We start from the raw sequence: 23,605 nt of genomic DNA, 5'->3' as shown, positions 1-23,605 counted from the left end.
GGCCAGGCGGGCCCGGGACGCGGCGCCTGCTGCGGCGGCGCCGCCCACGCGCGGCTTCCCGCCTTGGCGCCGAGGGCCCGCATGTCTACCTCTGGCCCTCCGCCCTTGCCGGAGACCCCCATGGCCCTGACCGACGACGAGCTCGATCGCTACGCCCGCCATATCGTGCTGCGCGAGATCGGCGGGCCCGGCCAGGCCGCGCTCCGCGCCGCCTCGGTCGCGGTGATCGGGGCCGGGGGCCTCGGCTCGCCCGCGCTCCTCTACCTCGCCGCCGCGGGGGTGGGCCGGCTGACGGTGATCGACGACGACGCGGTGTCGCTCTCGAACCTCCAGCGCCAGGTCCTGCACGCCACCGCCGCCGTCGGCCGCCCCAAGACCGACAGCGCGCGCGACGCTCTGGCCGCGGTCAATCCGGGCGTGGAGGTGCGCGGCATCGCCGCCCGCCTCACCGAGGCCAACGCCGACGCGATTCTCGCAGGCCACGCCGTGGTGCTCGACGGGTCCGACAATTTCGACACCCGCCACCTCGCCAACGCCGCCTGCGCGCGATTGAAAATCCCGCTGGTCGCCGGCGCCATCGGGCAGTGGGAGGGGCAGCTCTCGGTCTGGAACCCCGCCGCAGGCGGCCCCTGCTACGCCTGCGTCTTCCCCGAACGCCCCGCCCCGGGCCTCGTCCCCGCCTGCGCCGAAGCGGGCGTGCTGGGCGCGCTGGCCGGCGTCATCGGCTCGATGATGGCGGCGGAGACGGTGAAGCTGCTGGTCGGCGCGGGCGAGCCGCTGTCCGGCCGCCTCCTGCTCTGGGATGCGCTCTGGGCCGAGGCGCGCACGATCAAGGTCCGCCCCCGGCCCGGTTGCCCCGTCTGCGGGGGCGGCGTCTCCGTCGCCTGACGGATCGCCGCGGCCGCTTCAGAGCATCGAGGGCACCACCAGGTCCGGCGGGCGGTGGCCGTCGGCGAAGGTCTTGATGTTGATGATGACCTTCTCGCCCATCTCCAGCCGCCCCTCCTCGGTCGCCGAGCCCATATGGGGCAGCAGCAGCACGTTGGGCAGGCCCTTGAGATGCGGGTTCACCACCGGCTCCCGCTCGAACACGTCGAGGCCGGCGCCCGCGAGCTCGCCCGCCCGCAGCATCCGGGTCAGGGCGTTCTCGTCGATCACCTCGCCGCGGGAGGTGTTCACGATATAGGCGGTCGGCTTCATCAGCTTCAGCCGGCGGGCGTTGAGCAGATGATAGGTCGCGGGCGTGTGCGGGCAGTTGACCGAGACGATGTCCATGCGGGCCAGCATCTGGTCGAGGCTCTCCCACCAGGTGGCGTCGAGCGCGGTCTCGATGTCGGCATGCAGCCGGCGGCGGTTGTGGTAGTGGATCTGCATCCCGAAGGCCCGGGCGCGCCGCGCCACCGCCTGGCCGATGCGGCCCATCCCCAGAATGCCGAGCCGCTTGCCGGTGATCCGGCGCCCGTTCATGAAGGTGGGGGACCAGCCTTTCCAGCCGGCCTCGTCCTCGGCCTCGATCACCGCGGCGCCTTCGCGCAGCCGGCGGGGGACCGCCAGCATCAGGGCCATGGTCATGTCGGCGGTGTCTTCGGTCAGCACGCCCGGCGTGTTGGAGACATGGATGCCGCGGCGGCGCGCCGTCTCCACGTCGATATGGTCGACGCCGGCGCCGTAATTGGCGATCAGCTTCAGGTCCGCACCGGCCTGACCGATCAGGCCCGCGTCGATCTTGTCGCCCAGCGTGGGCACCAGCACGTCGGCGCGGCGCACGGCGTCGGCGAGCGCTTCGCGGCTCATCGGCGCGTCGGAGATGTTGAGGTCGACCTCGAACAACTCGCGCATCCGCGCCTCGACGGCCTCGGGCAGCTTGCGGGTGACGACGACGCGCGGACGGCCGCCGGGGAAGGGGAGGGGACGGGAACCTGCGGGCATGGTCTCGGGCTTCTCCTGGCCGTGCTGATGCGATAGCCTTAACCAAAAGCCGGCGCGGGGTCCACGGGTTGAGCAACCTGACGGGCCGACGGAGTCCGGCGGCGGCCTGGACCGGGATCCGGCGAGGCGGACCCATGCCGAACCGGGCGCGGCCAGGAGGCGGAGCAGGCTTCTGATGACGGGCGAGCGAAAACCGATGGACAAACGCGGCGGGCGGCGGGCGCTCGGATGCATGCTGGCGCTGGCGCTGATGGCGGGCGGGCCGACGCAGGCGGCGGCGGCGGCCGACGCGCCCGCCGATCTCGGCCCCGAACCGGCCGGCGAGCCCGCGCCCGGCGCCGGCCCGGTCACCGGCCTGCCGCTGCCGCGCTATGTCAGCCTGAAGGCCACCCAGGCCAATGTGCGCCGCGGCCCCGGCATGACCCACCGGGTGGACTGGGTGTTCCTGCGCCGCGGCATGCCGCTGGAGGTGATCGCCGAATACGGCCACTGGCGCCGGGTCCGCGACCAGGAGGGCGGCTTCGGCTGGGTGCATTACTCGATGCTGAGCGGCGTGCGCACCGCGCTGGTCACCCCGGTCGAGGCCGAACTGCGCGCCGAGGCCACCGCCGCCTCGCCGGTGGTGGCCCGCGCGGCGCCGGGCGTGATCCTCAAGGTCGAGGCCTGCGGGCGCGACTGGTGCGAGGTCTACAAGGACGGCGTCGAGGGCTGGCTTTCCAAGACCGCGCTGTGGGGCGTTTCGCCCGAAGAGACCTTCGACTGACCGCGCCCCCGACCGGCGGGCGCGCAACCTGACATCGAGACGGGACGCCGGACCATGATCCCCTGGCTGCGACGCATCGCGGGACGAGACCGGGACGCGGCGGCCGACGGCCAGCTGGCCGTGCTGCTGGTCTTCGTCGCCGGGGCCGCCAATGCCGGCGGCTTCATGGCCATCGGGCATTACACCTCGCACATGACCGGGATCGTGTCCGGCATGGCCGACGACCTGGCGCTGGGCCGCTTCGCGCTGGTCTGGGCCGGGGCCGCGGCGCTGACGGCCTTCGTCGGCGGAGCGACGGTGAGCTGTCTGATGGTGAACTGGGCGCGGCGCCGGCGGCTGGAGAGCCTGTACGCCCTGCCCCTCGCGCTGGAATCGCTGCTGCTGGTGGTGTTCGGCCTGACCGGCGCGCGCTCCGCCGCCGAAGTGGCGGCCGTGGGCCTGCTGCTGTGCTTCGTGATGGGGTTGCAGAACGCGGTGATCACCAAGTTGTCGGGCTCGCGCATCCGGACCACGCATGTCACCGGGCTGGTGACCGATCTGGGGATCGAGATCGGCCGGGCGCTCTACCCCTCCAAGCCCGGCCCGATCCGCGCAGGCGAGGCGCCGCTGGAGCCGGTGCGGGCCGATCCGGAAAAGCTCACGATGCTGGCCGGGCTGACCGCCACCTTCCTGATCTCGGGCGCGCTGGGGGCGGTGGGCTTCGCGCGCTTCGGGCTGCATGCGGCGCTGCCGCTGGCCGCGGTGCTGGCGCTGATCGCCGCCGGACCGATGGCGGTGGATCTCGCCCGGCTGCGTCGACGGTGACGCCGGGCCCCGCCTTGCGCCGCCCCCCGCGCCGCGCGATCCTGACCGCATGAGCCGCGAAACCGTCGCCCGCATCTGCGCCGCCCTGCCCGGGGCCGAATGCTCCGACCCCTGGGGCGGCGGGCACGCGGCGTGGAAGGTGGGCGGCAAGATGTTCGCCTGCATCGGGACGCTCGATCAGGGCGTCGCGGTGAAATGCGCCGATGCGGAGACCGCCGAAATGCTGATCGAGGCCGGCCGCGCCGAACGCGCCCGCTATTTTCATCGAAGCTGGGCGCTGGTCCCGTGGGCGCTGGCCGACGAGGCCGACCTGACCCACCGCGTGCGCGCCTCCTACGCGCTGATCCGGGAAAAACTGCCGAAGAAGACCCAGGCCGCGCTGGGCCCCGTCGCCGATGCTTGAGGTCGAAAACATCGAGACCTTCTACGGCGCCTCGCAGGCCCTGCACGGCGTCGACCTGCAGGTCGCGGCCGGCGAGGCGGTGGCCCTGATGGGCCGCAACGGCATGGGGAAATCCACCGCCATCCGCTCGATCTGCCGGCTGACCCCGCATCGGACCGGGCGCATCCGCTTCATGGGCCGCGACCTCGCCGGGACCCCCGCCTACCGGGCGGCGCGCCTCGGCCTCGGCCTCGCCCCCGAGGGCCGGCGGTGTTTTCCGAACCTCACGGTGGCCGAGAACCTGGTGGCCACCGCCCGCCCCGGCCCCTGGGACCGCGCGCGGATCGAAAACCTGTTCCCGCGGCTGGCCGAGCGGGCCGGCCAGTCCGCCCGAACTCTTTCGGGCGGCGAGCAGCAGATGCTCGCCATCGGCCGGGCGCTGATGACCAATCCGCGGCTCCTGATCCTCGACGAGGCGACCGAGGGCCTCGCCCCCGTCATCCGCCAGGAGATCTGGGCCGCGATCCGGGCGCTGAAGGCCGAAGGCCAGTCCCTGCTGGTGGTCGACAAGAGCCTGGCCGAGCTGCTGCCGGTCATGGACCGCTGCGTGATCCTGGAAAAGGGCCGGTCGGTCTGGACCGGAACGCCCGACGCGCTGACCCCCGAGATCCGCGACCGGCTGCTCGGGGTCTGAGGCGCCGCGGCGCCGCGCCGGTCGTGTCGGGGGCCCCGCCATGGTTTATGCTCCGATTCAAGCCAACCCCTTCCTGGCCGCTTGGGAGCTAGCCAATGACCCTTCTGATTCTCGGCGTCGCCCTATGGGCCGTCACGCATTCGTTTCCCACCCTGGCCCGCCCGACCCGCAACGCGATGGTCGCGCGGATCGGCGAGGGGCCCTGGAAGGGGCTGTTCGCATTGGTGTCCTTCGTCGCGATCACGCTGATGGTGATCGGCTACCGGCGCGCCGAGTATTCCGAGCTGTGGTTCTTTCCCTGGGCCATCCACCTCAACAACCTGATGATGCTGATCGCGGTGGCGCTGCTCGGGGCCTCGCATTCCAAGGGCAATGCGAAGCGCTATGTGCGGCACCCGATGCTGCTGTCGGTGATCGTGTGGGCGGTTGCGCATCTGCTGGTCAACGGCGACGTCGCCTCGGTGGTGCTGTTCGGCGGGCTGGGCGCCTGGGCGCTGGTCTCGATCTACGCCATCAACGCGCGGGACGGGGCCTGGCTGAAGCCCGCGCCGGCGCCGCGCAAGAAGGACGTCATTCTGGTGGGGATCACCCTGGTCGCGTTCATCGCGTTCGGGATGATCCACGGGCTGGTCGGCCCCTGGCCCTTCCCGGGTTGAGGCCCGGCGCGCCCGGAATGGCCGCGACGGCGGCGCCGGAGATCCCCGAGATCATCGTGGTCCTCGGCGCCGCCCTGCTGCCCGACGGCCGGCCCAGCCCGGCGCTGGGCCGCCGGGTGGACCTCGCGGCGGCGTTGTGGCGGGAGGCGCGTGAGTCGGGGCGGGAGTCGGGGCGCGACGTCCGCATCCTGGTCACCGGCGGCGCGCCTGGCGCGGCGGGGAGCCCGGCGCGGAGCGAGGCCGCCGCGATGCGCGCCCGGCTCCGCCTCGCCGGCCTCCCCGACGCGGCGCTGCTGGTCGAGGATCGCGCCCGCGACACCGAGCAGAACGCCCGTTTCTCCCGCCCGCTGATCCTCGCGCTGGGCGTGCGGTCGGTGACGCTGGTCACCGACCCGTGGCATATGCCCCGCGCCCGGCTCTGCTTCGCGCTGCACGGCATCGCCGCGCGTCCGGCCCCGACCGCGGCCTCGCCTGCGCCCCTTGGCCCCCGCCTGCTCCGGCGCGCGATCGAGACGCTGGCCACCCCCCGTTCCGCCGCGCTGGCGCTGTTTCACCGCCTCACATGAAAACGGGCGGCCGAAGCCGCCCGTGTCCGGATGTCCGTCCCGCCCGCCCGTCATGGGCCGGCGGGAGACAGGTCTCACCAGAGCGCGACCGGGTTGATGATCATCTGCACCGAGCCGCGCACCCGCGCCTGACCCAGCACGAACATGAACTCGCTCACGCCGGCTTCGACCAGCGGGCCGGTATTCATCGTCTCCAGCAGGTAGATGCCGTTGTCGCGCAGCAGAACCACGTGGGAATAGAACACCTTGGCCCCTTGGGGCTGCGGCACCACGTCGATGCCCCAGGTGTCGGCGCCGACCGCCATCACGTCCGCCTCGGCCAGCATCTCGGCCACGTCGGGCATGATCCCCGGCTCTCCGGCGCCCCATTCAGCCGGCGCGCTCTCCAGCTTGGCATCGGTCCAGCCGGTGTGGAACAGGACCACGTCGCCCTTGCGGACCTCGATGTTCTGCTCCGCCATCGCGGCCTTCACGTCCTCGGCGACGATGGCGTGACCGGCCTCGAGGAACGGCTTGCCGAAATGCTTGGCCATGTCGATGACCACGCCGCGTCCGACCAGCGGCGGCACGTTATGCACGCCGAGCTTGGTCAGCCCGCCGATCTGCGAGATCTCCTTGGCGTCGTTGCAGTTGTAGAACCGCCCATGATCGCCCAGATGGCCGAGCCCGTCGATCTGGGAGCCGATGCCGAACCACATCTGGATGATGTCGTCATTGTAGACCCCGCCCCCGCCATAGCCGAGCGGATCGGTCCCGCCGACCTGGCCGGGCTGGACCACCTGCATGGACAGCGAGCGCGGCGCGAAGGCCGGGGTATTCCGGTCGATGGTGATGCCGAGCGGCGCGCTCATGCCCTTCTTCACCAGCTTGGTGGCCATCATCACCTGTTCGGGGGTGACGAGGTTGGCCGAGCCGATCTCGTCGTCGGCGCCCCATTTCGAGGGGGTGCAGTCCGCGGCCATCGCGGCGCCGGCGAAGGCGAGCGTGGCCAGGGCTGCGAACGCAGTCCGGGCGTGGGTGGTCAGCGACATCGAATATTCCTCCCTGCGTCGGGCAGCTCTTGAGGCGGCGCCCGATCATTTTCGGAGCTTGAACTTTACGTTAGGGCGCGCCCCGATCAAGCGCGAATCGGCGGATTTCGGCGTTGTCTCGGGTTCATGCCGTGCTATCTGCTGGCGGGTCGGAGGGGGCGCCGGCGCTGGCCGATCGGCCCGCCGACCTGATCCAGGAGCCCTCAACGTGCGTCTCAGCCGCCTCAAGCCGCGCCGGCCTTCGCCGCGCCCCGCCGCATCGCCCCGCCGCCGCGCCAGCCGGTTCGCGGCAGGCTTCGTCGCGATGATCCCCGCAGCCCTCCTCCCCGCGGCGGCCGCGTTCGCTCAGACCATGCCCGAAACCGCCGCCGAAACCCCCGCCGCCCCGTCTCCGGTGGCCGGCGAGCCGACGGAGGAGCCGGCGGCGCCCGCCTCGGTCGGGCCCGACGCGGACGCGCGCGGCACCTGGTCGATCACCTTCGAGAACGACATCTTCGGCGACGAGGACCGCGACTACACCAACGGCGTGCGGCTCGACTACGTGACCCCGCGCAACAACCTGACCGCCTTCGGGCGCGCCACGAAAAGCGGGCTTTACGGCTGGTTCTCGGACGCCTCGGACTGGTACGAATTCTACACGCTGGGCCAGAACATCTACACGCCCTCCGACATATCCCTGACCAATCCGCCCAGCACCGACCGGCCCTATGCCGGGTTCCTCTATCTCGGGGCCGGGGTCGCGGCCGACCGCGGCGACCGGCTCGACACTCTGGCGCTCGAGATCGGCATGGTCGGCCCGTCCTCGCTGGCCGAGCAGTCGCAGACCATCGTGCATGACATCCTCGACGTGCAGAAGCCCATGGGCTGGGACGGTCAGGTCGAGGACGAGCTGGGCGTGCGCCTGCTCTATGAGCGCAAATGGAAATTCTCGGCCGACGTGCCGGTGCCGGTGCTGGACCTGTCGGTGGACTGGGCGCCGAACGTCACCGTGGCGCTGGGCAACGTCGACACCTCGCTCGCCATCGGCGGCCTGGCCCGGCTGGGCCAGGACCTGTCGGACGATTACGGCCCGCCGCGGGTGCGTCCGGCGATGGCCTCGCCCGGCTTCTTCCGCAACGAGGACGATTTCTCCTGGTACGTGTTCGCCGGCGCGCAGGGCCGGCTGGTCGGGCGCAACATCTTCATCGAGGGCAACACCTTCGGCGGCGTCGACGGGGTGGAGCCGAACCGCTTGGTGGCCGACCTGCAGGCGGGCGTCGCGGTGCAGATCGGGCGGGTGGAGCTGAGCTACACCCAGGTGCTGCGCACCGAGGAATATGCGGGCCAGGACGGCATGTCCCTGTTCGGCTCCATCAACCTGCGCAGCCGCTTCTAGGCGGCGGCGCGGGTCGCGGGTCGCCCGGGGCGCGGCCCCGAGCGGCACGGCGCGGCGCGGCGACCGCTTGCGCGCCCCGCGACCACGCTTATGGTGCGCCGCGACAGCAACTTTCTTGCGCAGGGAGCCCCGCCTGATGCCCGCCTCCAAGACCCATCCCGGCTATTTCTTCGAGGACTTCGAGGTCGGCCAAACCCTGCGCCACGCGACGCCGCGCACCCTGACCGAGGGCGACCGCGCGCTTTACACCGCGCTCTACCCCACCCGCTTCGCGCTGCCCTCGTCGGACGATTTCGCCCGCGCCTCGGGCCTCGCGCGCAGCCCGCTGGAGGATCTGATCGGCTTCCATGTCGCCTTCGGCAAGACCGTGCCCGACATCTCGCTGAATGCGGTGGCCAATCTCGGCTACGCGGAATGCCGGTTTCTCAAGCCGCTTTATCCCGGCGACACGCTGTCGACCTCCACCGAGATCATCGGCCTGCGCCAGAATTCCAACGGCAAATCCGGCGTGGTCTGGGTGCGTTCGACCGCGGTGACCGCGGATGGCGCGCCGGCGCTGGAATGGGTGCGCTGGGTGATGGTGCGCAAGCGCGACGAAGGCGCCCCGGCGCCGGCGCCGGTGGTCCCCAAACTGGCCGAGACGGTGGCCGCGACGGATCTGGTCATCCCCGAGGGGCTGGATTTCACCGCCTACGATTTCGAGGCCGCCGGCGAGCCGCATCGCTGGGGCGATTACGAGATCGGCGAGCGCATCGATCATGTCGACGGCTCGACCATCGAAGAGGCCGAGCACATGCTCGCCACCCGCCTCTGGCAGAACACCGCCAAGGTGCATTTCAACGCCCGGTTCCGCGACGACGGGCGGCGGCTGATCTATGGCGGCCACGTCATCAGCCTGGCGCGGGCGCTGTCGTTCAACGGGCTCGCCAACGCCCAGACCATCGTGGCGATCAACGCCGGCGCGCATGCCAATCCCTGCTTCGCGGGGGACACCGTCTACGCCTGGTCCGAAATCCTCGACAAGGCCGGAACCTCGGCGCCGGGCGTCGGCGCGTTGCGGCTGCGGCTGGTGGCGGTGAAGAACGACCCGACGCCGGCCCCGCTGCGCGATGAGGGTGGCAGATATGGCGCCAACGTGCTGCTCGACCTCGACATCTGGGCGCTGATCCCGCTCTGAAGGGCCTTCCCGCGCGGTCGTCCCGGGCCCTGGCGCCGCCGCGTCGGGGCCCGGTTCCATTCGCGAACCGATCTCAGATCGCCTGCACCGCAGGCAGAGCGCCGCTTTCTTGAGCGAAGGGGTCGAATGTGCAACAATTATGAACCCCTGGTGATGGGCCGTCGCAATAGCTGCTTGTTTGCGCTGCAGCACGATCCTAGCGTCGATGCCGGATCAGCGTCGCAATGCGGCGCTCGTTGCCGGATCCGGCCCTCTCTTCAGGCAGTCACCTCGATGCGCAAGATCGCGATCGCCACCTGTTCCCTTTCCTTGGCGCTTCTGGCCGCCGTCCCCGCGACGGCGCAGGAGTCCCCGGTTTCCATCTCGCTCGGCGCCGCCGTGACCACGGATTACGTGTTCCGCGGCATCAGCCAGACCGACAACGGCCCCGCCTTCCAGCCCTATGTCGAAGGCGAATACGCCCTGCCCGAGAGCCTCGGCGCGGTCTATGCCGGGTTCTGGGGGTCCAATGTCGACTTCGGCGAGTTCGAAGTCGAAATGGACTTCTACGGCGGCTACCGCAACGCGTTCCGCGGCATCGACTACGACATCGGCTATATCCGCTACGTCTACACCGACAGCGGCGACTGCTGCGGCGAGGGCTACCTGAGCCTCGGCTACCAGGTGAACGACGCCATCGGCATCAGCGGCGCCTATTACCACGATTTCGACCTCGATTCGGACTACCTGACCGCCGGCGTCGCCATCGGCCTGTTCTGGCAGCTGGAGCTGTCGGGCAATATCGGCAAATACACCAATGGCGGCGGCGCTTCGGACTGGAATGTGGGCCTGTCCCGCCCGATCACCGACACGATCTCGGCCGATCTGCGGTTCCACGACAACTCGCAGGGGGAGTGGCTGGTCAACGCCACCCTGTCCTTCGACACCGACTGGGCGAGCCTGATGGGCCGCTGAGGCCCTCCCCCCGGGTCCTGCCTCCGCGGCCGGACCCGGAAGACGCTCCGCTGCGGCGGAGCGATTCTCCGGCGCCCGACCCCGCGCCACGGCCTTCGTGATCACAAGCGTCAAGCTGTGATCACAAACCCCCGCATCCCTCGCCTTCCACCCCGCGACGCGCCGGCCCCACGGCGTGATTTTCGACAAAGCGCGACGTTGCAGCGCTTTTCGCGCGCTTTACGAAGCGCTATGCAGGCGGCCAGCCAGGCTGGCGCGAAACTCGTCGCGCCGCCGCGCCGGAACAACGAGAGGGGTCGCAATGGCCGACGTGAACCGGGGCTCACGCCCCCTGTCCCCCCATCTCAGCATCTACCGCCCGCAATGGACGTCGATCATGTCGATCGCGCACCGGATCTCCGGCTGCGCGCTGGCCGTGGGCGCGATCCTGACGGTGTGGTGGCTGCTGGCGGCGGCCTCCGGCCCCGATTATTTCGAGACCGCCGACGGGGTGCTGACCTCGTGGCTCGGCAATCTGGTGATGTTCGGATCGCTGTTCGCCATGTGCTTTCACGCCGCCAACGGCGTGCGTCACCTGATCTGGGACCTCGGGCTTCTGTTCGACGTCGACCAGGCCGAGCTCGCCGGCAAGATGACCCTGGTCGTCGCCGCGCTGCTCACCGTCCTGATCTGGATCGTCTGAGGGGGGAACCGGACATGAGCTTCAAGACCGACAAGGGCCGCGTCATCGGACTGGGGTCGTCGAAAAGCGGGACCGGCCATTTCTGGACCCAGCGCATCACCGCGGTCGCCCTGGTGCCGCTGTTCCTGCTGGCGATCCTGCCGCTGGACTGGTCGCTGGGCGCGAGCCACGCCGACGTGATGGCCACCTACGCCAACCCGTTCAACGCGGTGATCCTGATCCTCTTCATCGCCGTCGCCTTCCGCCACCTGCAGCTCGGCCTTCAGGTGGTGATCGAGGACTATGTGCACGACAAGGCCGTGCGCACCGCAGCGCTGATCGCGAACATCGCGTTCTGCACCCTGTTCGGCCTCACCGGCGTCTTCGCCGTCGCCAAGATCGCCTTCGCGGGCTGAGCGCGTCTCCGCGCCGCCCGCTCCGCGCGATCTGAGGTCGCGCCAACGCATGAGGACAGCCATGGCCGCCTACGAATATGTGGATCACACCTACGACGTCGTCGTGGTCGGGGCCGGCGGGTCCGGGCTGCGCGCGACCCTCGGCATGGCCGAGCAGGGGCTCAAGACCGCCTGCGTGACCAAGGTGTTCCCGACCCGCTCGCACACCGTCGCCGCCCAGGGCGGCATCGCCGCGTCGCTCAGCAACATGGGCCCCGACAACTGGCAGTGGCACATGTACGACACGGTGAAGGGCTCCGACTGGCTCGGCGACACCGACGCCATGGAGTATCTGGCCCGCGAGGCCCCCAAGGCGGTCTACGAGCTGGAGCACTACGGCGTTCCCTTCTCGCGCACCGAAGAGGGCAAGATCTACCAGCGTCCCTTCGGCGGCCACACCACCGAATTCGGCGAAGGCCCGCCGGTGCAGCGCACCTGCGCCGCGGCCGACCGGACCGGGCATGCCATCCTGCACACGCTCTACGGCCAGTCGCTCAAGCACAACGCCGAGTTCTACATCGAGTATTTCGCCACCGACCTGATCATGTCCGAGGACGGTCAGTGCCAGGGCGTGATGGCCTGGAAGCTCGATGACGGCACCCTGCATCGCTTCAACGCCAAGATGGTCGTGCTGGCCACCGGCGGCTACGGCCGGGCCTATTTCTCGGCCACCTCCGCCCATACCTGCACCGGCGACGGCGCCGGCATGGCGGCCCGCGCCGGCCTGCCCCTGCAGGACATGGAATTCGTGCAGTTCCACCCGACCGGCATCTACGGCTCGGGCTGCCTGATCACCGAGGGCGCCCGCGGCGAGGGCGGCTACCTGACCAATTCCGAGGGCGAGCGCTTCATGGAGCGCTACGCCCCCACCTACAAGGATCTGGCGTCGCGCGACGTGGTCTCCCGTTGCATGACCATCGAGATCCGCGAGGGGCGTGGCGTGGGTCCGAACAAGGACCACATCCACCTGCACCTCAATCACCTGCCGCCCGAGACGCTGGCCCTGCGCCTGCCCGGCATCTCCGAATCCGCCCGGATCTTCGCCGGCGTGGACCTGACCAAGGAGCCGATCCCGGTTCTGCCGACGGTCCACTACAACATGGGCGGCATCCCCACGAACTACTTCGGCGAAGTGCTGCGCCAGGACGGCGGCGTCGAGTCGATCGTCCCCGGCCTGATGGCGGTGGGCGAAGCCGGCTGCGCCTCGGTGCACGGCGCCAACCGGCTCGGCTCGAACTCGCTGATCGACCTCGTGGTCTTCGGCCGCGCCGCGGCGATCAAGGCCGGGACCATCGTCGACCCCAAGGCCCCGAACGCGCCGCTGAACCAGGCCTCGGTCGAGAAATCGATGGAGCGGTTCGACCGCCTGCGCAACGCCGACGGCTCCAAGCCGACCGCCGAACTGCGGCTCGACATGCAGCGCGCGATGCAGTCGGACGCCGCGGTGTTCCGCACCGGCGAGACGCTGAAGGAGGGCTGCGAGAAGATGGCGGCCATCCGCAAGGAATTCGCCGACGTGAAGGTCACAGACCGCAGCCTCGTGTGGAACTCCGACCTGATGGAGACGCTGGAGCTCGACAACCTGATGCCGAACGCTCTGGCGACGGTGGTCGGGGCCGAGGCGCGGCACGAAAGCCGCGGCGCCCATGCGCGGGAGGATTTCCCGGATCGCGACGACACGGAATGGCGCAAGCACACGCTGGCCTGGGTCGCGGACGACGGCGACGTGACGCTCGGCTATCGCAAGGTGGTGCTGGATCCGCTCACCAAGCAGGACGCCGGCGGCATCGACATGAAGAAGATCGCGCCCAAGGCGCGCGTGTATTGATCCGGACCCGGGAAGGAGCCAACCATGGTTGAACTCGCGCTGCCCAAGAACTCCCGCGTGACGGTCGGAAAAACCTGGCCGAAGCCGGAGGGCGCCAAGAACACCCGCGCTTTCAAGATCTACCGCTGGAACCCCGACGACGGAGCCAACCCGCGGGTCGACACCTATCATGTCGACATGGATACCTGCGGTCCGATGATCCTCGACGCGCTGATCAAGATCAAGAACGAGATCGACCCGACCCTGACCTTCCGCCGGTCCTGTCGCGAGGGGATCTGCGGGTCCTGCGCGATGAACATCGACGGGATCAACACGCTGGCCTGCATCTACGGGCTGGACGAGGTCACCGGCGACGTGAAGATCTACCCGCTGCCGCATATGCCGGTGGTCAAGGATCTGATCCCCGACCTGACCCATTTCTACGCCCAGCACGCGGCGGTCATGCCGTGGCTGGAGACCTACACCACGGCGCCCGAGAAAGAGTGGAAGCAGTCGATCGACGACCGCAAGAAGCTCGACGGGCTCTATGAATGCGTGATGTGCGCCTGCTGCTCGACCTCGTGCCCGAGCTACTGGTGGAACGGCGACCGCTACCTGGGCCCCGCCGCCCTGCTGCACGCCTATCGCTGGCTGATCGACAGCCGCGACGAGGCGACCCAGGACCGTCTGGATTTCCTCGAGGATCCGTTCCGCCTCTACCGCTGCCACACCATCATGAACTGCGCCAAGACCTGCCCGAAGGGGCTGAACCCGGCGAAGTCGATCGCCGAGATCAAGAAGATGATGGTCGAACGCACCATGTGATCGGCGCCCCGCGCCGCTGAGACAGACGAAAGGCCCGGCCGGGAACGGCCGGGCCTTTTGGTTTGGGGCCCCAGATGTTGGGCTTCGGAGGCGAGCCCCCCGGTCGCGCGCCTAGCTTTCGCGCCGGTAGCGGCGCAGCAGGCCCAGCGCGCCCAGCGCGCCGCCCAGCAGGGCGATGGCCGGCGGCAGCGGCACCACGGAGGGCGGTTCGCCGCTGCTCTGGCCGCCATCGCCGCCGGAGGGGATATGCGGAGCTTCCCCGCCGCCCGATCCGCCGCCGCCCGATCCGCCACCGCCGACGTCGACGTTGCGCGACGGCGTCAGCCCGCCCAGCAAGCCGCCGAGGTCGACGCCGCGGCGGCTGAGATCCCGGGCGGTGCTCATCAGACCGTCGAGCACGGCCCCGAAGGCCAGCCGCTCCCGGTCGTCGGCGAAGGCGGTGTTCAGCGCCTCCTCAGGCGCCAGGAAGCAGATCTTCCACGGGGGCAGCTCCGCCGCGGCGCGCGGCGGCAGCGGGCCCTCGGCGCCGAACAGGCCGCGGGTGCGGCTGCCGCAGCCATGATATTCCTCGTTCGGGGACAGCAGCGCGCTTTCGCGCGGCACGAACACCGTCTCCCCCTGCCAGATCAGGGTCCAGCCGAGCTTCTCCTGATCCCAGACGACCGATTCCAGCGGCAGGGGCTGACAATGCTCCCCTCCGCAGCAGGCGTTCGCATTCGGGTCGGTTTCGTAGATGGAATGTCCGGCCGCCGGCGCCCCCGCGCCAACCGCCAGCGCAGCCGCTCCCCAGAGCAGCAGCAACATGCGCAACATGTGGTCGTCCCCATAGCCCGGCCGAAACACGGCTCCCGGGCATGGATTTAGCTCTGGGGAGTGATCAAAGACTTTTTACGACCGGGTTCAGGATTTCATTAGTGCTGTTTCAGGCGAATCCGGGGAGGAATCCGTCGGCAGGACGGGATAGCGCCCCATCCGCGTCCTGCGGGCCCGACGCGCCGGCCCACGGGCGGTTCAGGCGCGGTGCGACTCGGCCAGCGCCGCTTCGACCAGGGCGCGGTCGTCGGGGTCGGGGAGCGCCGCCGCCGCGCGCCCGACCCGGGCCAGCAGGCGATGGGTTGCGGCGCGGTCCTCCTCCAGCCAGGCCATGCCGGCGATGTCGGACAGCGCCTGGGCCGCGCATTCCAGCACCACCGCCTTTTCGGCGCCGGCGTCGAGGATCGGGTGCAGCAGCCGCGGCAGCAGCCAGGCCGCCCCGCAGGCGGGCGCCGCGACCACCACCACGCCGCGCGGCTCCTCCGCCCGCCGCATCCGACGGGCGGGGCCGGTGCGCGCGAGCAGGGCGCAGCCCTCGGCGATGCGGTCGATGCAGGCCATCGCGGTGAACGGATCGTTGATCGAGGGCGACAGCGCCCGCAGCGCCACCTCGGACAGCGCGTCCCCCTCGAAATCCGCGACGCCCGAGCGGCGGCGGCGCGCGGTCAGCGCCATGCGGTTGCGCAGCGCCTTTTCGACCACCTCCCGGTCGCCGTCATGCCAGCCCACCACCCGCGCCAGCGGCCTTCCGGGCAGCACATGGTCGTTCTCGCGCACCATGATCAGCAGCCGCAGCCCATGCTCGCCAGCCCAGATCGCCAGGGCGTCGAGGTCGAGATCCCCCAGATAGCCGGCGTCCTCGGCCCGGGCGAGGTCGCCTTCGGCCTCGGCCAGCGCCTGCAGGGCGGCGGCGTCCTCGGCGTCGTCGGCATCCATCGGCGGGGCGCCGGAGCGGCAGGCCGCGACGAAGGCGTCGCCGATGCGCGCCACGGTGGCGTCGGCGCGGATCGCCTCGGACATGCGGGTGGCGAACAGCACCACCATCACCACCGACAGCGAGCCCAGCAGCGCCGCGATGGCCACCGACATCAGCGCCACCCGCCCGGTCTCGGAGGTCTGGGTCATCGCCAGCAGCCCGGAGAGGCTGGCGAAGAAGGCCGCGAGGCTGAGCCCGAGCAGCGCCTGGGTGATGTTGGAGCGCAGCCAGAAGTCGATGATCCGCGGGCCGATCTGCTGCGAAGTCAGGGTCAGCGCCACGAAGCTGAGCGAGAAGACGATGGAGACGGTGGTGATCATCCCCCCCGCGATCATGCTCAGCACGTCGCGGGCCCCGTCGCGGTCGAGCTTCACCGCGAGCGTGGTGATCTGCGTCGCGAGCCCGTCCAGCCCCGCCGCGGTCGCCCAGGACGCCGGATCGACGCCGAACAGGATCGCCGGCATCACCAGCGACTGGCTCAGCGCCACCATCAGCAGCGGCAGGAACCAGAAGCTTTCGAGGGCCGCGTCGAAGGCCCGGCGCAGGCGCCAGCGCATGTCAGTCCGCCTTTTCCGGCCAGCCGGCCGCCCGCATTTCGTCGAGCCGCGAGGCGGTGCGCTCGAACTCGAAGGCGCCCGCGCCCTCGAGGTAAAGCGTCTCCGGCTCCGCCTCGGCCGATATGTACAGCTTCGTGCGCGCTTCGTAGAGCGCGTCGATGAGGGTGACGAAGCGTTTCGCCTCGTTGTTGCGGGCGCGGGACAGGCGGGGCACGTCCTCGATCACCAGCGCGTCCACCGCCTCGGCCAGCGCCAGATAGTCGGCGGCGCCGAGCGGCCGGGCGCAGAGCGCGTCGAACGTGGCGCGCAGGGCGCGATTGCGATGGCGGGGGAAGGTCTCGGTACGGCCGGGAAATTTCAGGTCGAGCGGGGTTTCGGGGCCGGTTCCCAGGCTTTCCCAGATCCGGTCCACCGCCTCGCTCGCCTCGGGGCCGAGCGGGGCGACATAGCGGCGGTCGGCGCGGGCGCGGTCGCGACGATGGTCCTCGGCCCCCTCCAGATGGTGCACGTCGAGCCGCTGCTTGAGCATTTCGATGAACGGCACGAAGATCGCGCGGTTGAGGCCATCCTTGTAGAGGTCGTCGGGATGGCGGTTGGAGGTGGTGACGATCACCACGCCGCGCGCGAACAGCGCCTCGAAGAGCCGGCCCACGATCATCGCATCGGCGATGTCGGTGATCTGCATCTCGTCGAAGCAGAGCAGCGTGGCCGAAGCCGCGACCGTCTCCGCCACCTCCGCGATGGGGTCGGAGGACCCGGCGTCGCGGGCCTTTTTGATGCCGGCGTGGATCTCCTGCATGAACGAATGGAAATGCACGCGGCGCTTGGGGGCGATCGGGGCGATGTCGCAGAACAGGTCCATCAGCATCGACTTGCCCCGCCCGACCCCGCCATAGAGGTAAAGTCCGCCGAGCGTGTCCTGCTTCGCCCGCTCGCGCCCCCAGCCGAACCAGCCGCGCGCCACCTTCTTGCCCTGCCCCGGATCGTAGTCCTTGAGCCGGTCGTGGAGGAGCTGCAGCTGCTCGACCGCGTGGCGTTGGGCCGGGTCCTCGGTCAGCGTGCCGGCGCGGACCAGGGCGCGGTAGCGGGCCATCGGGGTCTGGGCGGCGTCATGCGGGGCGGGGGATGCGGCGGAGGATCCGGGGGCGGTCATCGTCGGGGCAGGCTCCTCTGGCTTCGGTCGGGCATGGGCGCGGGCGGCAAGGGTAGGGCGAAACGACCCGTCGGCGATGCGGCGGCGCGGGCCCGGTGTCAAGCTGGGCGGGCCGTCAGGGCCTGTGGCGGCGTCGATCAAGGTCAGCCCGCCTTACATTCCCGGCTTGCCTGAGGGCGCCCCCTCGGCCAGTCTCCGGCGGCGACGCGACCTGTCGCCCGGCAACGAACCGCATCTCCATGACCCAGACCGCCGCCCCCCCCGCCTCCGTCCTCCCCGCCCGCTGGCGGATCGAGGGGCATGCGATTCTGTCGCCGGAGGATTGCATCGCCGACGCCGAGGGCCGGTTTCCCCCCGGGCTCGGCGACGCCAACGACTGGGCGCGGTTCCAGGCGGCGCTCGACGCCTGCGCGGCGACCGTGCTCGCCCGCGCCAGCCACGAGGCGACGCCCAACGCCGCCCGCCGCCTGCGGGTGGTGATGAGCCGTGGCCATCGCGGCCTGACCCGCGGCCTGGAGGCCTGGGAATGGAACCCCGCCGACGTGCCGGTGGCCGAGATGCTGGCGACCGTCGTCCCCGATGGCGGCCGCATCGGGGTCCCCGGCGGGCGGGCCGCTTTCGACCTGTTCCTCGCCCACGGCTTCGCGTCCTTCCATCTGGCCCGCAACCCGTCCTGCCCCCTGCCCGGCGGCCGGCCCGTTTTCTCCGGCCTCGGCCCCGGATATTCCGCCGAGGACGCGCTCGCCGCCGCCGGCCTGATCCCCGGCCCCCCCGAGATCCTGACCCCCGAAACCGGCGTGACCCTCACCGAATGGCGGGCGCCGGAGGGGACCGCGTCATGACCGCCCCCTCCCAACGCCTGATCACCCCGGTGTTGGTCGGCGGCTGCCTGGTGATCTTCGTGTCCTTCGGCATCCGCGCCGCCTTCGGCCTGTTCCAGATCCCGGTGGCCGAGGATTTCGGCTGGCCGCGGGCCGAATTCTCGTTCGCCATCGCCATCCAGAACCTGTTCTGGGGCATCGGGCAGCCGCTGTTCGCGGCGCTGGCCGACCGCTGGGGGCCGCGGCGCGCCATTGCGCTGGGGGCGGCGACCTATGCGGCGGGGCTGCTGGCGGCCGCCGTCGCCACCACGCCGGGCGGTCACCAGCTGCTCAACATGGTGATCGGGATGGGGATCGCGGGCACCGGCTTCGGGGTGATCCTCGCCATGGTCGGCAAGGCCGCGTCGGATGAGCATCGCTCGCTCGCGCTCGGCATCGCCACCGCCGCGGGGTCCGCCGGGCAGTTCCTGCTGACGCCGGTGGCGGGGATGCTGCTGGCGGCGATGCCCTGGTCTCAGGTCTTTCAGGTGTTCGCGGTCCTGATCCTCGTCACGCTGCTGGCGCTGCCGCTGATGCGCGGCACCGCCCCGGACCGGAGCGTGGGAAGCGCCGATACGGCCCCGATGGGCCCCGCCCTGCGCCGGGCGGTGACCGACCCGTCCTATCTGCTGATCTTCCTCGGCTTCTTCTCTTGCGGCTATCAGCTCGCCTTCATCACCGCGCATTTCCCGGCCTTCATCACCGAGGCCTGCGCGGCGGTCGACCCCTCCGGCGTGCTGGCGGGGTTCGGGATCTCGACGACCTCGCAGCTCGGGGCCTGGGCCATCGGGCTGATCGGGGTGATGAACATCGCCGGCACGCTGATCGCGGGGCGCCTCGGCGCGGTCTATTCCAAGCGGCTGATGCTGGCGCTGATCTATACCGGGCGGACCGTGGCTTCCGCCGCCTTCATCCTGCTGCCGATGACGCCGGGGACCGTGCTGGTCTTCTCGGCGGTGATGGGGTCGCTCTGGCTCGCCACCGTGCCGCTGACCGCGGGGCTCGTCGGGCAGATCTACGGGATGCGCTACATGGGCACGCTCTATGGCGGGGTGTTCCTGTCCCACCAGCTGGGCGGGTTTCTCGGCGTCTGGCTCGGCGGCGCGCTCTACGACCGGTTCGGCAGCTATGACGCGGTGTGGTGGGTCGGGGTGGGCATCGGGGCGTTCTCCGCCATCGTGCATCTGCCGATCAACGAGCGGCCGCTGGACGCGCGCGCGGCGATGGCCTGACATGCGCCGCGCCCGCTTGCGCACGGATGACGGTGAATTCGGCGCGCCGCCGCGGCGCGCGCCTGCGCGACCTCGCCGCCGTCGCAGGCGACCAGCGCCCCGGCCTGCGCGTCCTGGTTCGCCCGGGCGCCAGGAGGGAACCGCATGCGTCCCGGCCCTTGCCGGGGCGGGGGGAGACGTGTATATCCCCCTCGACATAGCGGCGCTGCGGTCCTTCCGAGGATCGTGGCGACCGGACCGAAAGGGCGGGCCGCTGCGGCCCGCCCTTCGTCTTTTCCGGCGGGCGCGAGCGACCTGAGGAGGCGATGCCGATGACGACCGAACTGGTGGCGAAAGCCCCGATGGACCGCCGCCTGGCGGAACTCATCCTGCCGACGGTGGAGGGGATGGGCTTCGAGCTCGTGCGCCTGCGCTACATGTCGGGCGCGCGCAAATCCACGCTGCAGATCATGGCCGAGAAGCCCGACGGCACGATGGAGGTCGAGGACTGCGCCACGCTTTCGCGCGCGCTCTCGGCCGCGCTCGACGTCGAGGACCCGATCCAGGGCGTCTACGCGCTGGAGGTCTCGTCGCCGGGCATCGACCGCCCGCTGACCCGCCTCAAGGATTTCGAGCGGTTCGACGGCTGGGAAGCCAAGATCGAAACCACCGAGATGATCGACGGCCGCAAGCGCTTCAAAGGCCAGCTGGCCGGGGTCGAGGACGGCGAGATCCTGATCGAGATCCCCGAGGGGACCATCGGCCTGAAATTCGAATGGCTGTCGGACGCCAAGCTGATCCTGACGGATGAGCTGATCGCCGAATCGCTGCGGGCCCGCAAGGCGGCGGGGCTCGCCACCGACGACATGGACGAAAGCCTCTACGACGACATCGAGGATGACGACGCCGAGAACGGGGACGATGACGGCCCCGAGGATGGCGGCGACGATCAGGAGAAGACCAATGGTCAGCGCAAACCGGCTTGAACTGCTGCAGATCGCCGACGCCGTCGCGCGTGAGAAGCTGATCGACCCGAACCTCGTGATCGAGGCGATGGAAGACAGCCTCGCCAAGGCGGCGCGGTCCCGCTACGGCGCCGAATACGACATCCGCGCCGAAATCGACCGCAAGACCGGCGAGCTGCGCATGTCCCGCGCCCGCGAGGTCGTGGAGACCGTGGAGAATCACTTCACCGAAATCGCGCTCTCCGAAGCCCGGGCGATGAACCCCGAGGCGGAGGAAGGCGACTTCATCTCCGAACCCCTGCCCACGCTGGAATTCGGGCGGATCGCCGCGCAGACCGCCAAGCAGGTCATCGTGCAGAAGGTCCGCGAGGCCGAGCGCGAGCGTCAGTTCGAGGAATTCAAGGACCGCGTCGGCACCATCATCAACGGCGTGGTGAAGCGGGTGGAATACGGCAACGTCATCGTGGATCTCGGCCGCGGAGAGGGCGTGATCCGTCGCGACCAGCTGATCCCGCGCGAGATGTACCGCAACGGCGACCGCATCCGCGCCTTCATCCGCGACGTGCGTTCCGAAGTCCGCGGCCCGCAGATCTTCCTGTCGCGCACCGCGCCGGAATTCATGGCCGAGCTCTTCAAGATGGAAGTGCCCGAGATCTATGACGGCGTGATCGAGGTGAAGGCGGTCGCCCGCGACCCCGGCTCGCGCGCCAAGATCGGCGTGATCAGCCGCGATTCGTCGATCGATCCCGTGGGCGCCTGCGTCGGTATGCGCGGCTCGCGCGTGCAGGCCGTCGTCTCCGAGCTTTCGGGCGAGAAGATCGACATCATCCCGTGGTCCGAGGATCCCGCGACCTTCATCGTCAACGCCCTGCAGCCCGCCGAGGTCGCCAAGGTGGTGCTCGACGAGGACGCGCGGCGCATCGAGGTGGTGGTGCCCGACGAGCAGCTTTCGCTCGCCATCGGGCGTCGCGGCCAGAACGTGCGGCTCGCCTCGCAGTTGACCGGCTGGGACATCGACATCCTGACCGAGGAGGAGGAATCCTCCCGCCGCCAGGCCGAGTTCGCCGAGCGCACCAAGCTGTTCATGGACACCATGAACGTCGACGAATTCGTGGCGCAGCTGCTGGTCTCCGAGGGCTTCACCACCCTCGAAGAGGTCGCCTATGTGGAGCTGGAGGAGCTGCTCGCCGTCGACGGCGTCGACGAGGGCACCGCCGAAGAGCTTCAGGCCCGCGCCCGCGAGTCGCTCGAAGAGCTCAACCAGCAGGCGCTCGACAAGGCCGCGGAGCTGGGCGTGCAGGACGATCTGTTCGAGTTCGAGGGGCTGACCCCGCAGATGATCCTGGCGCTGGCCAATGACGGGGTGAAGACCCTCGAGGACTTCGCCACCTGCGCCGATTGGGAGCTGGCCGGCGGCTGGACCGTGGTCGACGGCAAGCGGTCCAAGGACGACGGCGTGCTCGAGTCGTTCGACGTGAGCCTCGAGGAGGCGCAGGCCCTGGTCATGCGCGCCCGCCTGATGCTGGGCTGGGTGACGGAGGAAGAGCTCGCCGCCGACGCGGCGGCCGCGGAAGCGGCCGAGGCCGCCGAAGGCGAGACGCAGGGGGCCTGAGCCTTCCGGCAGGCGAAAATCCGCGCGCCCCGGCCTGACCGGCCCGGGCGCGCGTTTCCGTCCGCAGGCGCGGACCCATCCGACCAGGCGAGGCGACCCGTGACACGAGGCGGACGGCGCAAGGACCGCGAGGACGGACCGGAACGGCGCTGCATCGTGCTGGGCGAAAGCGGTCCGACCGACAATCTGATCCGGTTCGTGATCGGGCCCGACGGCGACGTGGTGCCCGACCTGGCGGAGAAACTGCCCGGCCACGGCATCTGGCTGACCTCGCGTCGCGAGGTGCTGGACCAGGCGATCCGCAAACGGGCCTTCTCGCGCGTGGCCCGGGCGCCGGTGACGGTGCCGGAGGGGTTCGCCGAGCGGCTGGAATCGCTGCTCGCCCGGCGGGTGGGCGATTCGGTGGCGCTGGCCCGAAAGGCGGGGCTTGCGGTCACCGGGTTCGAGAAGGTAAAAGCGCGGCTGAAGAAAGGTCCGGTCGGCGTCCTGCTGCATGCGCGCGACGGCTCGGACCAGGGTCTCGGCAAGCTGGCGCCGCTTTCAGGCGACGCAACGCTGATCGACGTTCTTTCCAGCGAAGAGTTGGGATTGGCCTTCGGACGAGACTATGTGATACACGCCGCGCTGGAGGCGGATGGAGCCACCGACCGCGTGTTGCGGGAAGCGGCCCGACTCTCCGGCTTCCGGCCCCGGACCCTGCCCCTCGAAGGGCCCTCCGGCGACGAAGAGCCGGTCGGCCCCGCGCAAGACGCGCCGGCGGTTGACCGGAGCGAGACCGAGGGTTCGACCGAACGGTCGGACCCCTGACCCGTTTGGGACCGGCTGCGAACAGATCGCTGCCGCGTCCCTTTCCCTCCGCCAGGAGGGGCGCCGACGATCCTTCCCTTGGGAAGGCGCCGGGACCCGCGCCGCCGCAAGGCGACGCAAGGCCCGAAGCCTTCCGAAGCGAAGGCCCGACGACGACGCGCCCGCCCGTTCGGGGCCGGCGTGGCTGCAAGGCCCCCGATCGGGGCGAACACGGCGGCCCCGCCCGGGACCGCGAAGCCGGACGCCTCCGCCAGGAGACATCCGATTCCAGGCGCCTCATGGGGCGCCGCATACGGCCCCCGGGGCAGCGGACGCGAACAGGACGTTGATGGACGACAGCATGGACGGCAACGACAAGACCGGCGGCACTCTGAGAACCCGCGGCCCTGCGCCGCGAGGCGGCGAAGGCCGCGTCAAGCAGAGCTTCAGCCATGGCCGGTCGAAGTCGGTCGTGGTCGAGACCAAGGCCCGCAAGCGGGTCGTGAAGCCGACCGAGGGCGGGCCTGCGGCCGCCGCCGGCGCCGCGCCTGCGCCGCGTGCGCCGGCCGCGGCCCCGGCTGCGGCGACGCGCC

At 70.5% G+C, this 23,605-nt stretch carries 25 protein-coding genes; 20 read left to right on the top strand and 5 right to left on the bottom strand.

The genetic code is table 11. The annotated features are described in order from the left end of the window. The first annotated feature begins 120 nt into the window (after window positions 1-120). On the top strand, window positions 121-888 hold the full coding sequence (locus ACTB72_RS11545; RefSeq protein WP_463037141.1) for a HesA/MoeB/ThiF family protein: 768 nt from the start codon (window positions 121-123) through the stop codon (window positions 886-888). 18 nt (window positions 889-906) lie between these two features. On the opposite strand, the gene ACTB72_RS11540 is transcribed toward ACTB72_RS11545, so the two are convergent. Further along, window positions 907-1,929: a 2-hydroxyacid dehydrogenase gene (locus tag ACTB72_RS11540; RefSeq protein ID WP_463037140.1), complete on the bottom strand. Its 1,023-nt coding sequence runs from the start codon at window positions 1,927-1,929 to the stop codon at window positions 907-909. Between the two features lie 196 nt (window positions 1,930-2,125). On the opposite strand from ACTB72_RS11540, the gene ACTB72_RS11535 reads away from it, so the two are divergent. The 6 genes from ACTB72_RS11535 to ACTB72_RS11510 all read left to right on the top strand — a co-directional run bounded on the left by ACTB72_RS11535 (window position 2,126) and on the right by ACTB72_RS11510 (window position 5,794). Next, entirely contained in the window at window positions 2,126-2,692 is a 567-nt protein-coding gene (locus ACTB72_RS11535; protein ID WP_463037139.1) for an SH3 domain-containing protein, read from the top strand. 54 nt (window positions 2,693-2,746) lie between these two features. After that, window positions 2,747-3,496 carry a YoaK family protein gene (locus ACTB72_RS11530; protein ID WP_463037138.1) on the top strand — a complete coding sequence of 250 codons (750 nt, stop codon included), beginning with the start codon at window positions 2,747-2,749 and terminating at the stop codon, window positions 3,494-3,496. A gap of 49 nt (window positions 3,497-3,545) precedes the next feature. Continuing rightward, window positions 3,546-3,899 carry an MmcQ/YjbR family DNA-binding protein gene (locus ACTB72_RS11525; protein WP_463037137.1) on the top strand — a complete coding sequence of 118 codons (354 nt, stop codon included), beginning with the start codon at window positions 3,546-3,548 and terminating at the stop codon, window positions 3,897-3,899. Continuing rightward, a complete protein-coding gene (locus ACTB72_RS11520) occupies window positions 3,892-4,572 on the top strand; it encodes an ABC transporter ATP-binding protein (protein ID WP_463037136.1) in 681 nt (226 codons plus the stop codon). Before ACTB72_RS11525 ends, ACTB72_RS11520 begins: the two co-directional genes overlap by 8 nt. Window positions 4,573-4,667: 95 nt before the next feature. Continuing rightward, window positions 4,668-5,228 carry an NnrU family protein gene (locus ACTB72_RS11515; protein WP_463037135.1) on the top strand — a complete coding sequence of 187 codons (561 nt, stop codon included), beginning with the start codon at window positions 4,668-4,670 and terminating at the stop codon, window positions 5,226-5,228. A 17-nt stretch (window positions 5,229-5,245) separates the two neighbouring features. Continuing rightward, window positions 5,246-5,794, top strand: coding sequence for a YdcF family protein (locus ACTB72_RS11510; protein ID WP_463037134.1), 549 nt, complete (start codon window positions 5,246-5,248; stop codon window positions 5,792-5,794). Between the two features lie 74 nt (window positions 5,795-5,868). Here ACTB72_RS11510 and ACTB72_RS11505 read toward each other — a convergent pair whose 3' ends face one another. Further along, the gene (locus tag ACTB72_RS11505) at window positions 5,869-6,825 is read right to left on the bottom strand and encodes a cyclase family protein (RefSeq protein WP_463037133.1); all 957 of its coding nucleotides are present in this window, start codon (window positions 6,823-6,825) and stop codon (window positions 5,869-5,871) included. A gap of 208 nt (window positions 6,826-7,033) precedes the next feature. Here ACTB72_RS11505 and ACTB72_RS11500 point away from each other — a divergent pair, with 208 nt between their 5' ends. The 7 genes from ACTB72_RS11500 (at window position 7,034) to ACTB72_RS11470 (ending at window position 14,079) form a co-directional block, all read left to right on the top strand. Continuing rightward, window positions 7,034-8,200, top strand: coding sequence for a lipid A deacylase LpxR family protein (locus ACTB72_RS11500; RefSeq protein WP_463037132.1), 1,167 nt, complete (start codon window positions 7,034-7,036; stop codon window positions 8,198-8,200). A 136-nt stretch (window positions 8,201-8,336) separates the two neighbouring features. Continuing rightward, entirely contained in the window at window positions 8,337-9,377 is a 1,041-nt protein-coding gene (locus ACTB72_RS11495; RefSeq protein ID WP_463037131.1) for a MaoC family dehydratase, read from the top strand. A 273-nt stretch (window positions 9,378-9,650) separates the two neighbouring features. Further along, a complete protein-coding gene (locus tag ACTB72_RS11490; RefSeq protein WP_463037130.1) occupies window positions 9,651-10,331 on the top strand; it encodes a TorF family putative porin in 681 nt (226 codons plus the stop codon). Window positions 10,332-10,632: 301 nt separating this feature from the next. Beyond that, on the top strand, window positions 10,633-11,013 hold the full coding sequence (gene sdhC, locus ACTB72_RS11485) for a succinate dehydrogenase, cytochrome b556 subunit (protein WP_463037129.1): 381 nt from the start codon (window positions 10,633-10,635) through the stop codon (window positions 11,011-11,013). Window positions 11,014-11,027: 14 nt separating this feature from the next. Further along, window positions 11,028-11,408, top strand: coding sequence for a succinate dehydrogenase, hydrophobic membrane anchor protein (gene sdhD, locus ACTB72_RS11480; protein ID WP_463037128.1), 381 nt, complete (start codon window positions 11,028-11,030; stop codon window positions 11,406-11,408). 61 nt (window positions 11,409-11,469) lie between these two features. Beyond that, entirely contained in the window at window positions 11,470-13,275 is a 1,806-nt protein-coding gene (sdhA, locus tag ACTB72_RS11475) for a succinate dehydrogenase flavoprotein subunit (protein WP_463037127.1), read from the top strand. Between the two features lie 24 nt (window positions 13,276-13,299). Continuing rightward, entirely contained in the window at window positions 13,300-14,079 is a 780-nt protein-coding gene (locus ACTB72_RS11470) for a succinate dehydrogenase iron-sulfur subunit (protein WP_463037126.1), read from the top strand. 111 nt (window positions 14,080-14,190) lie between these two features. On the opposite strand, the gene ACTB72_RS11465 is transcribed toward ACTB72_RS11470, so the two are convergent. From ACTB72_RS11465 to zapE, 3 genes are all read right to left on the bottom strand, one after another. Next, on the bottom strand, window positions 14,191-14,892 hold the full coding sequence (locus tag ACTB72_RS11465) for a hypothetical protein (protein ID WP_463037125.1): 702 nt from the start codon (window positions 14,890-14,892) through the stop codon (window positions 14,191-14,193). Window positions 14,893-15,090: 198 nt separating this feature from the next. Further along, the gene (locus ACTB72_RS11460; protein ID WP_463037124.1) at window positions 15,091-16,425 is read right to left on the bottom strand and encodes a DUF2254 domain-containing protein; all 1,335 of its coding nucleotides are present in this window, start codon (window positions 16,423-16,425) and stop codon (window positions 15,091-15,093) included. Window position 16,426: 1 nt separating this feature from the next. Further along, on the bottom strand, window positions 16,427-17,578 hold the full coding sequence (gene zapE / locus ACTB72_RS11455) for a cell division protein ZapE (RefSeq protein WP_463037123.1): 1,152 nt from the start codon (window positions 17,576-17,578) through the stop codon (window positions 16,427-16,429). A 239-nt stretch (window positions 17,579-17,817) separates the two neighbouring features. On the opposite strand from zapE, the gene ACTB72_RS11450 reads away from it, so the two are divergent. The 6 genes from ACTB72_RS11450 to ACTB72_RS11425 all read left to right on the top strand — a co-directional run. After that, entirely contained in the window at window positions 17,818-18,420 is a 603-nt protein-coding gene (locus tag ACTB72_RS11450) for a hypothetical protein (protein WP_463037122.1), read from the top strand. Beyond that, window positions 18,417-19,670, top strand: coding sequence for an MFS transporter (locus ACTB72_RS11445; protein ID WP_463037121.1), 1,254 nt, complete (start codon window positions 18,417-18,419; stop codon window positions 19,668-19,670). The genes ACTB72_RS11450 and ACTB72_RS11445 overlap by 4 nt, the downstream gene beginning before the upstream one ends. Window positions 19,671-19,981: 311 nt before the next feature. Beyond that, window positions 19,982-20,635, top strand: a complete 654-nt coding sequence (gene rimP, locus ACTB72_RS11440) for a ribosome maturation factor RimP (RefSeq protein WP_463037120.1) — start codon at window positions 19,982-19,984, stop codon at window positions 20,633-20,635. After that, window positions 20,613-22,226 (top strand): transcription termination factor NusA, encoded by a 1,614-nt coding sequence (gene nusA / locus ACTB72_RS11435; protein WP_463037119.1) that lies wholly within the window; start codon window positions 20,613-20,615, stop codon window positions 22,224-22,226. Before rimP ends, nusA begins: the two co-directional genes overlap by 23 nt. Before the next feature lie 99 nt (window positions 22,227-22,325). Then, complete coding sequence (locus ACTB72_RS11430; RefSeq protein ID WP_463037118.1) at window positions 22,326-23,033, top strand: RNA-binding protein; 708 nt, start codon at window positions 22,326-22,328, stop codon at window positions 23,031-23,033. 340 nt (window positions 23,034-23,373) lie between these two features. Continuing rightward, a partial coding sequence (locus tag ACTB72_RS11425) for a translation initiation factor IF-2 associated domain-containing protein (RefSeq protein WP_463037142.1) occupies window positions 23,374-23,605 on the top strand: 232 nt, incomplete at its 3' end.

The sequence above is a fragment of the Albimonas sp. genome (assembly GCF_055129145.1).
Note: the sequence above shows the minus strand (reverse complement) of the source record. Positions and strands in the feature narration are given on the sequence as shown.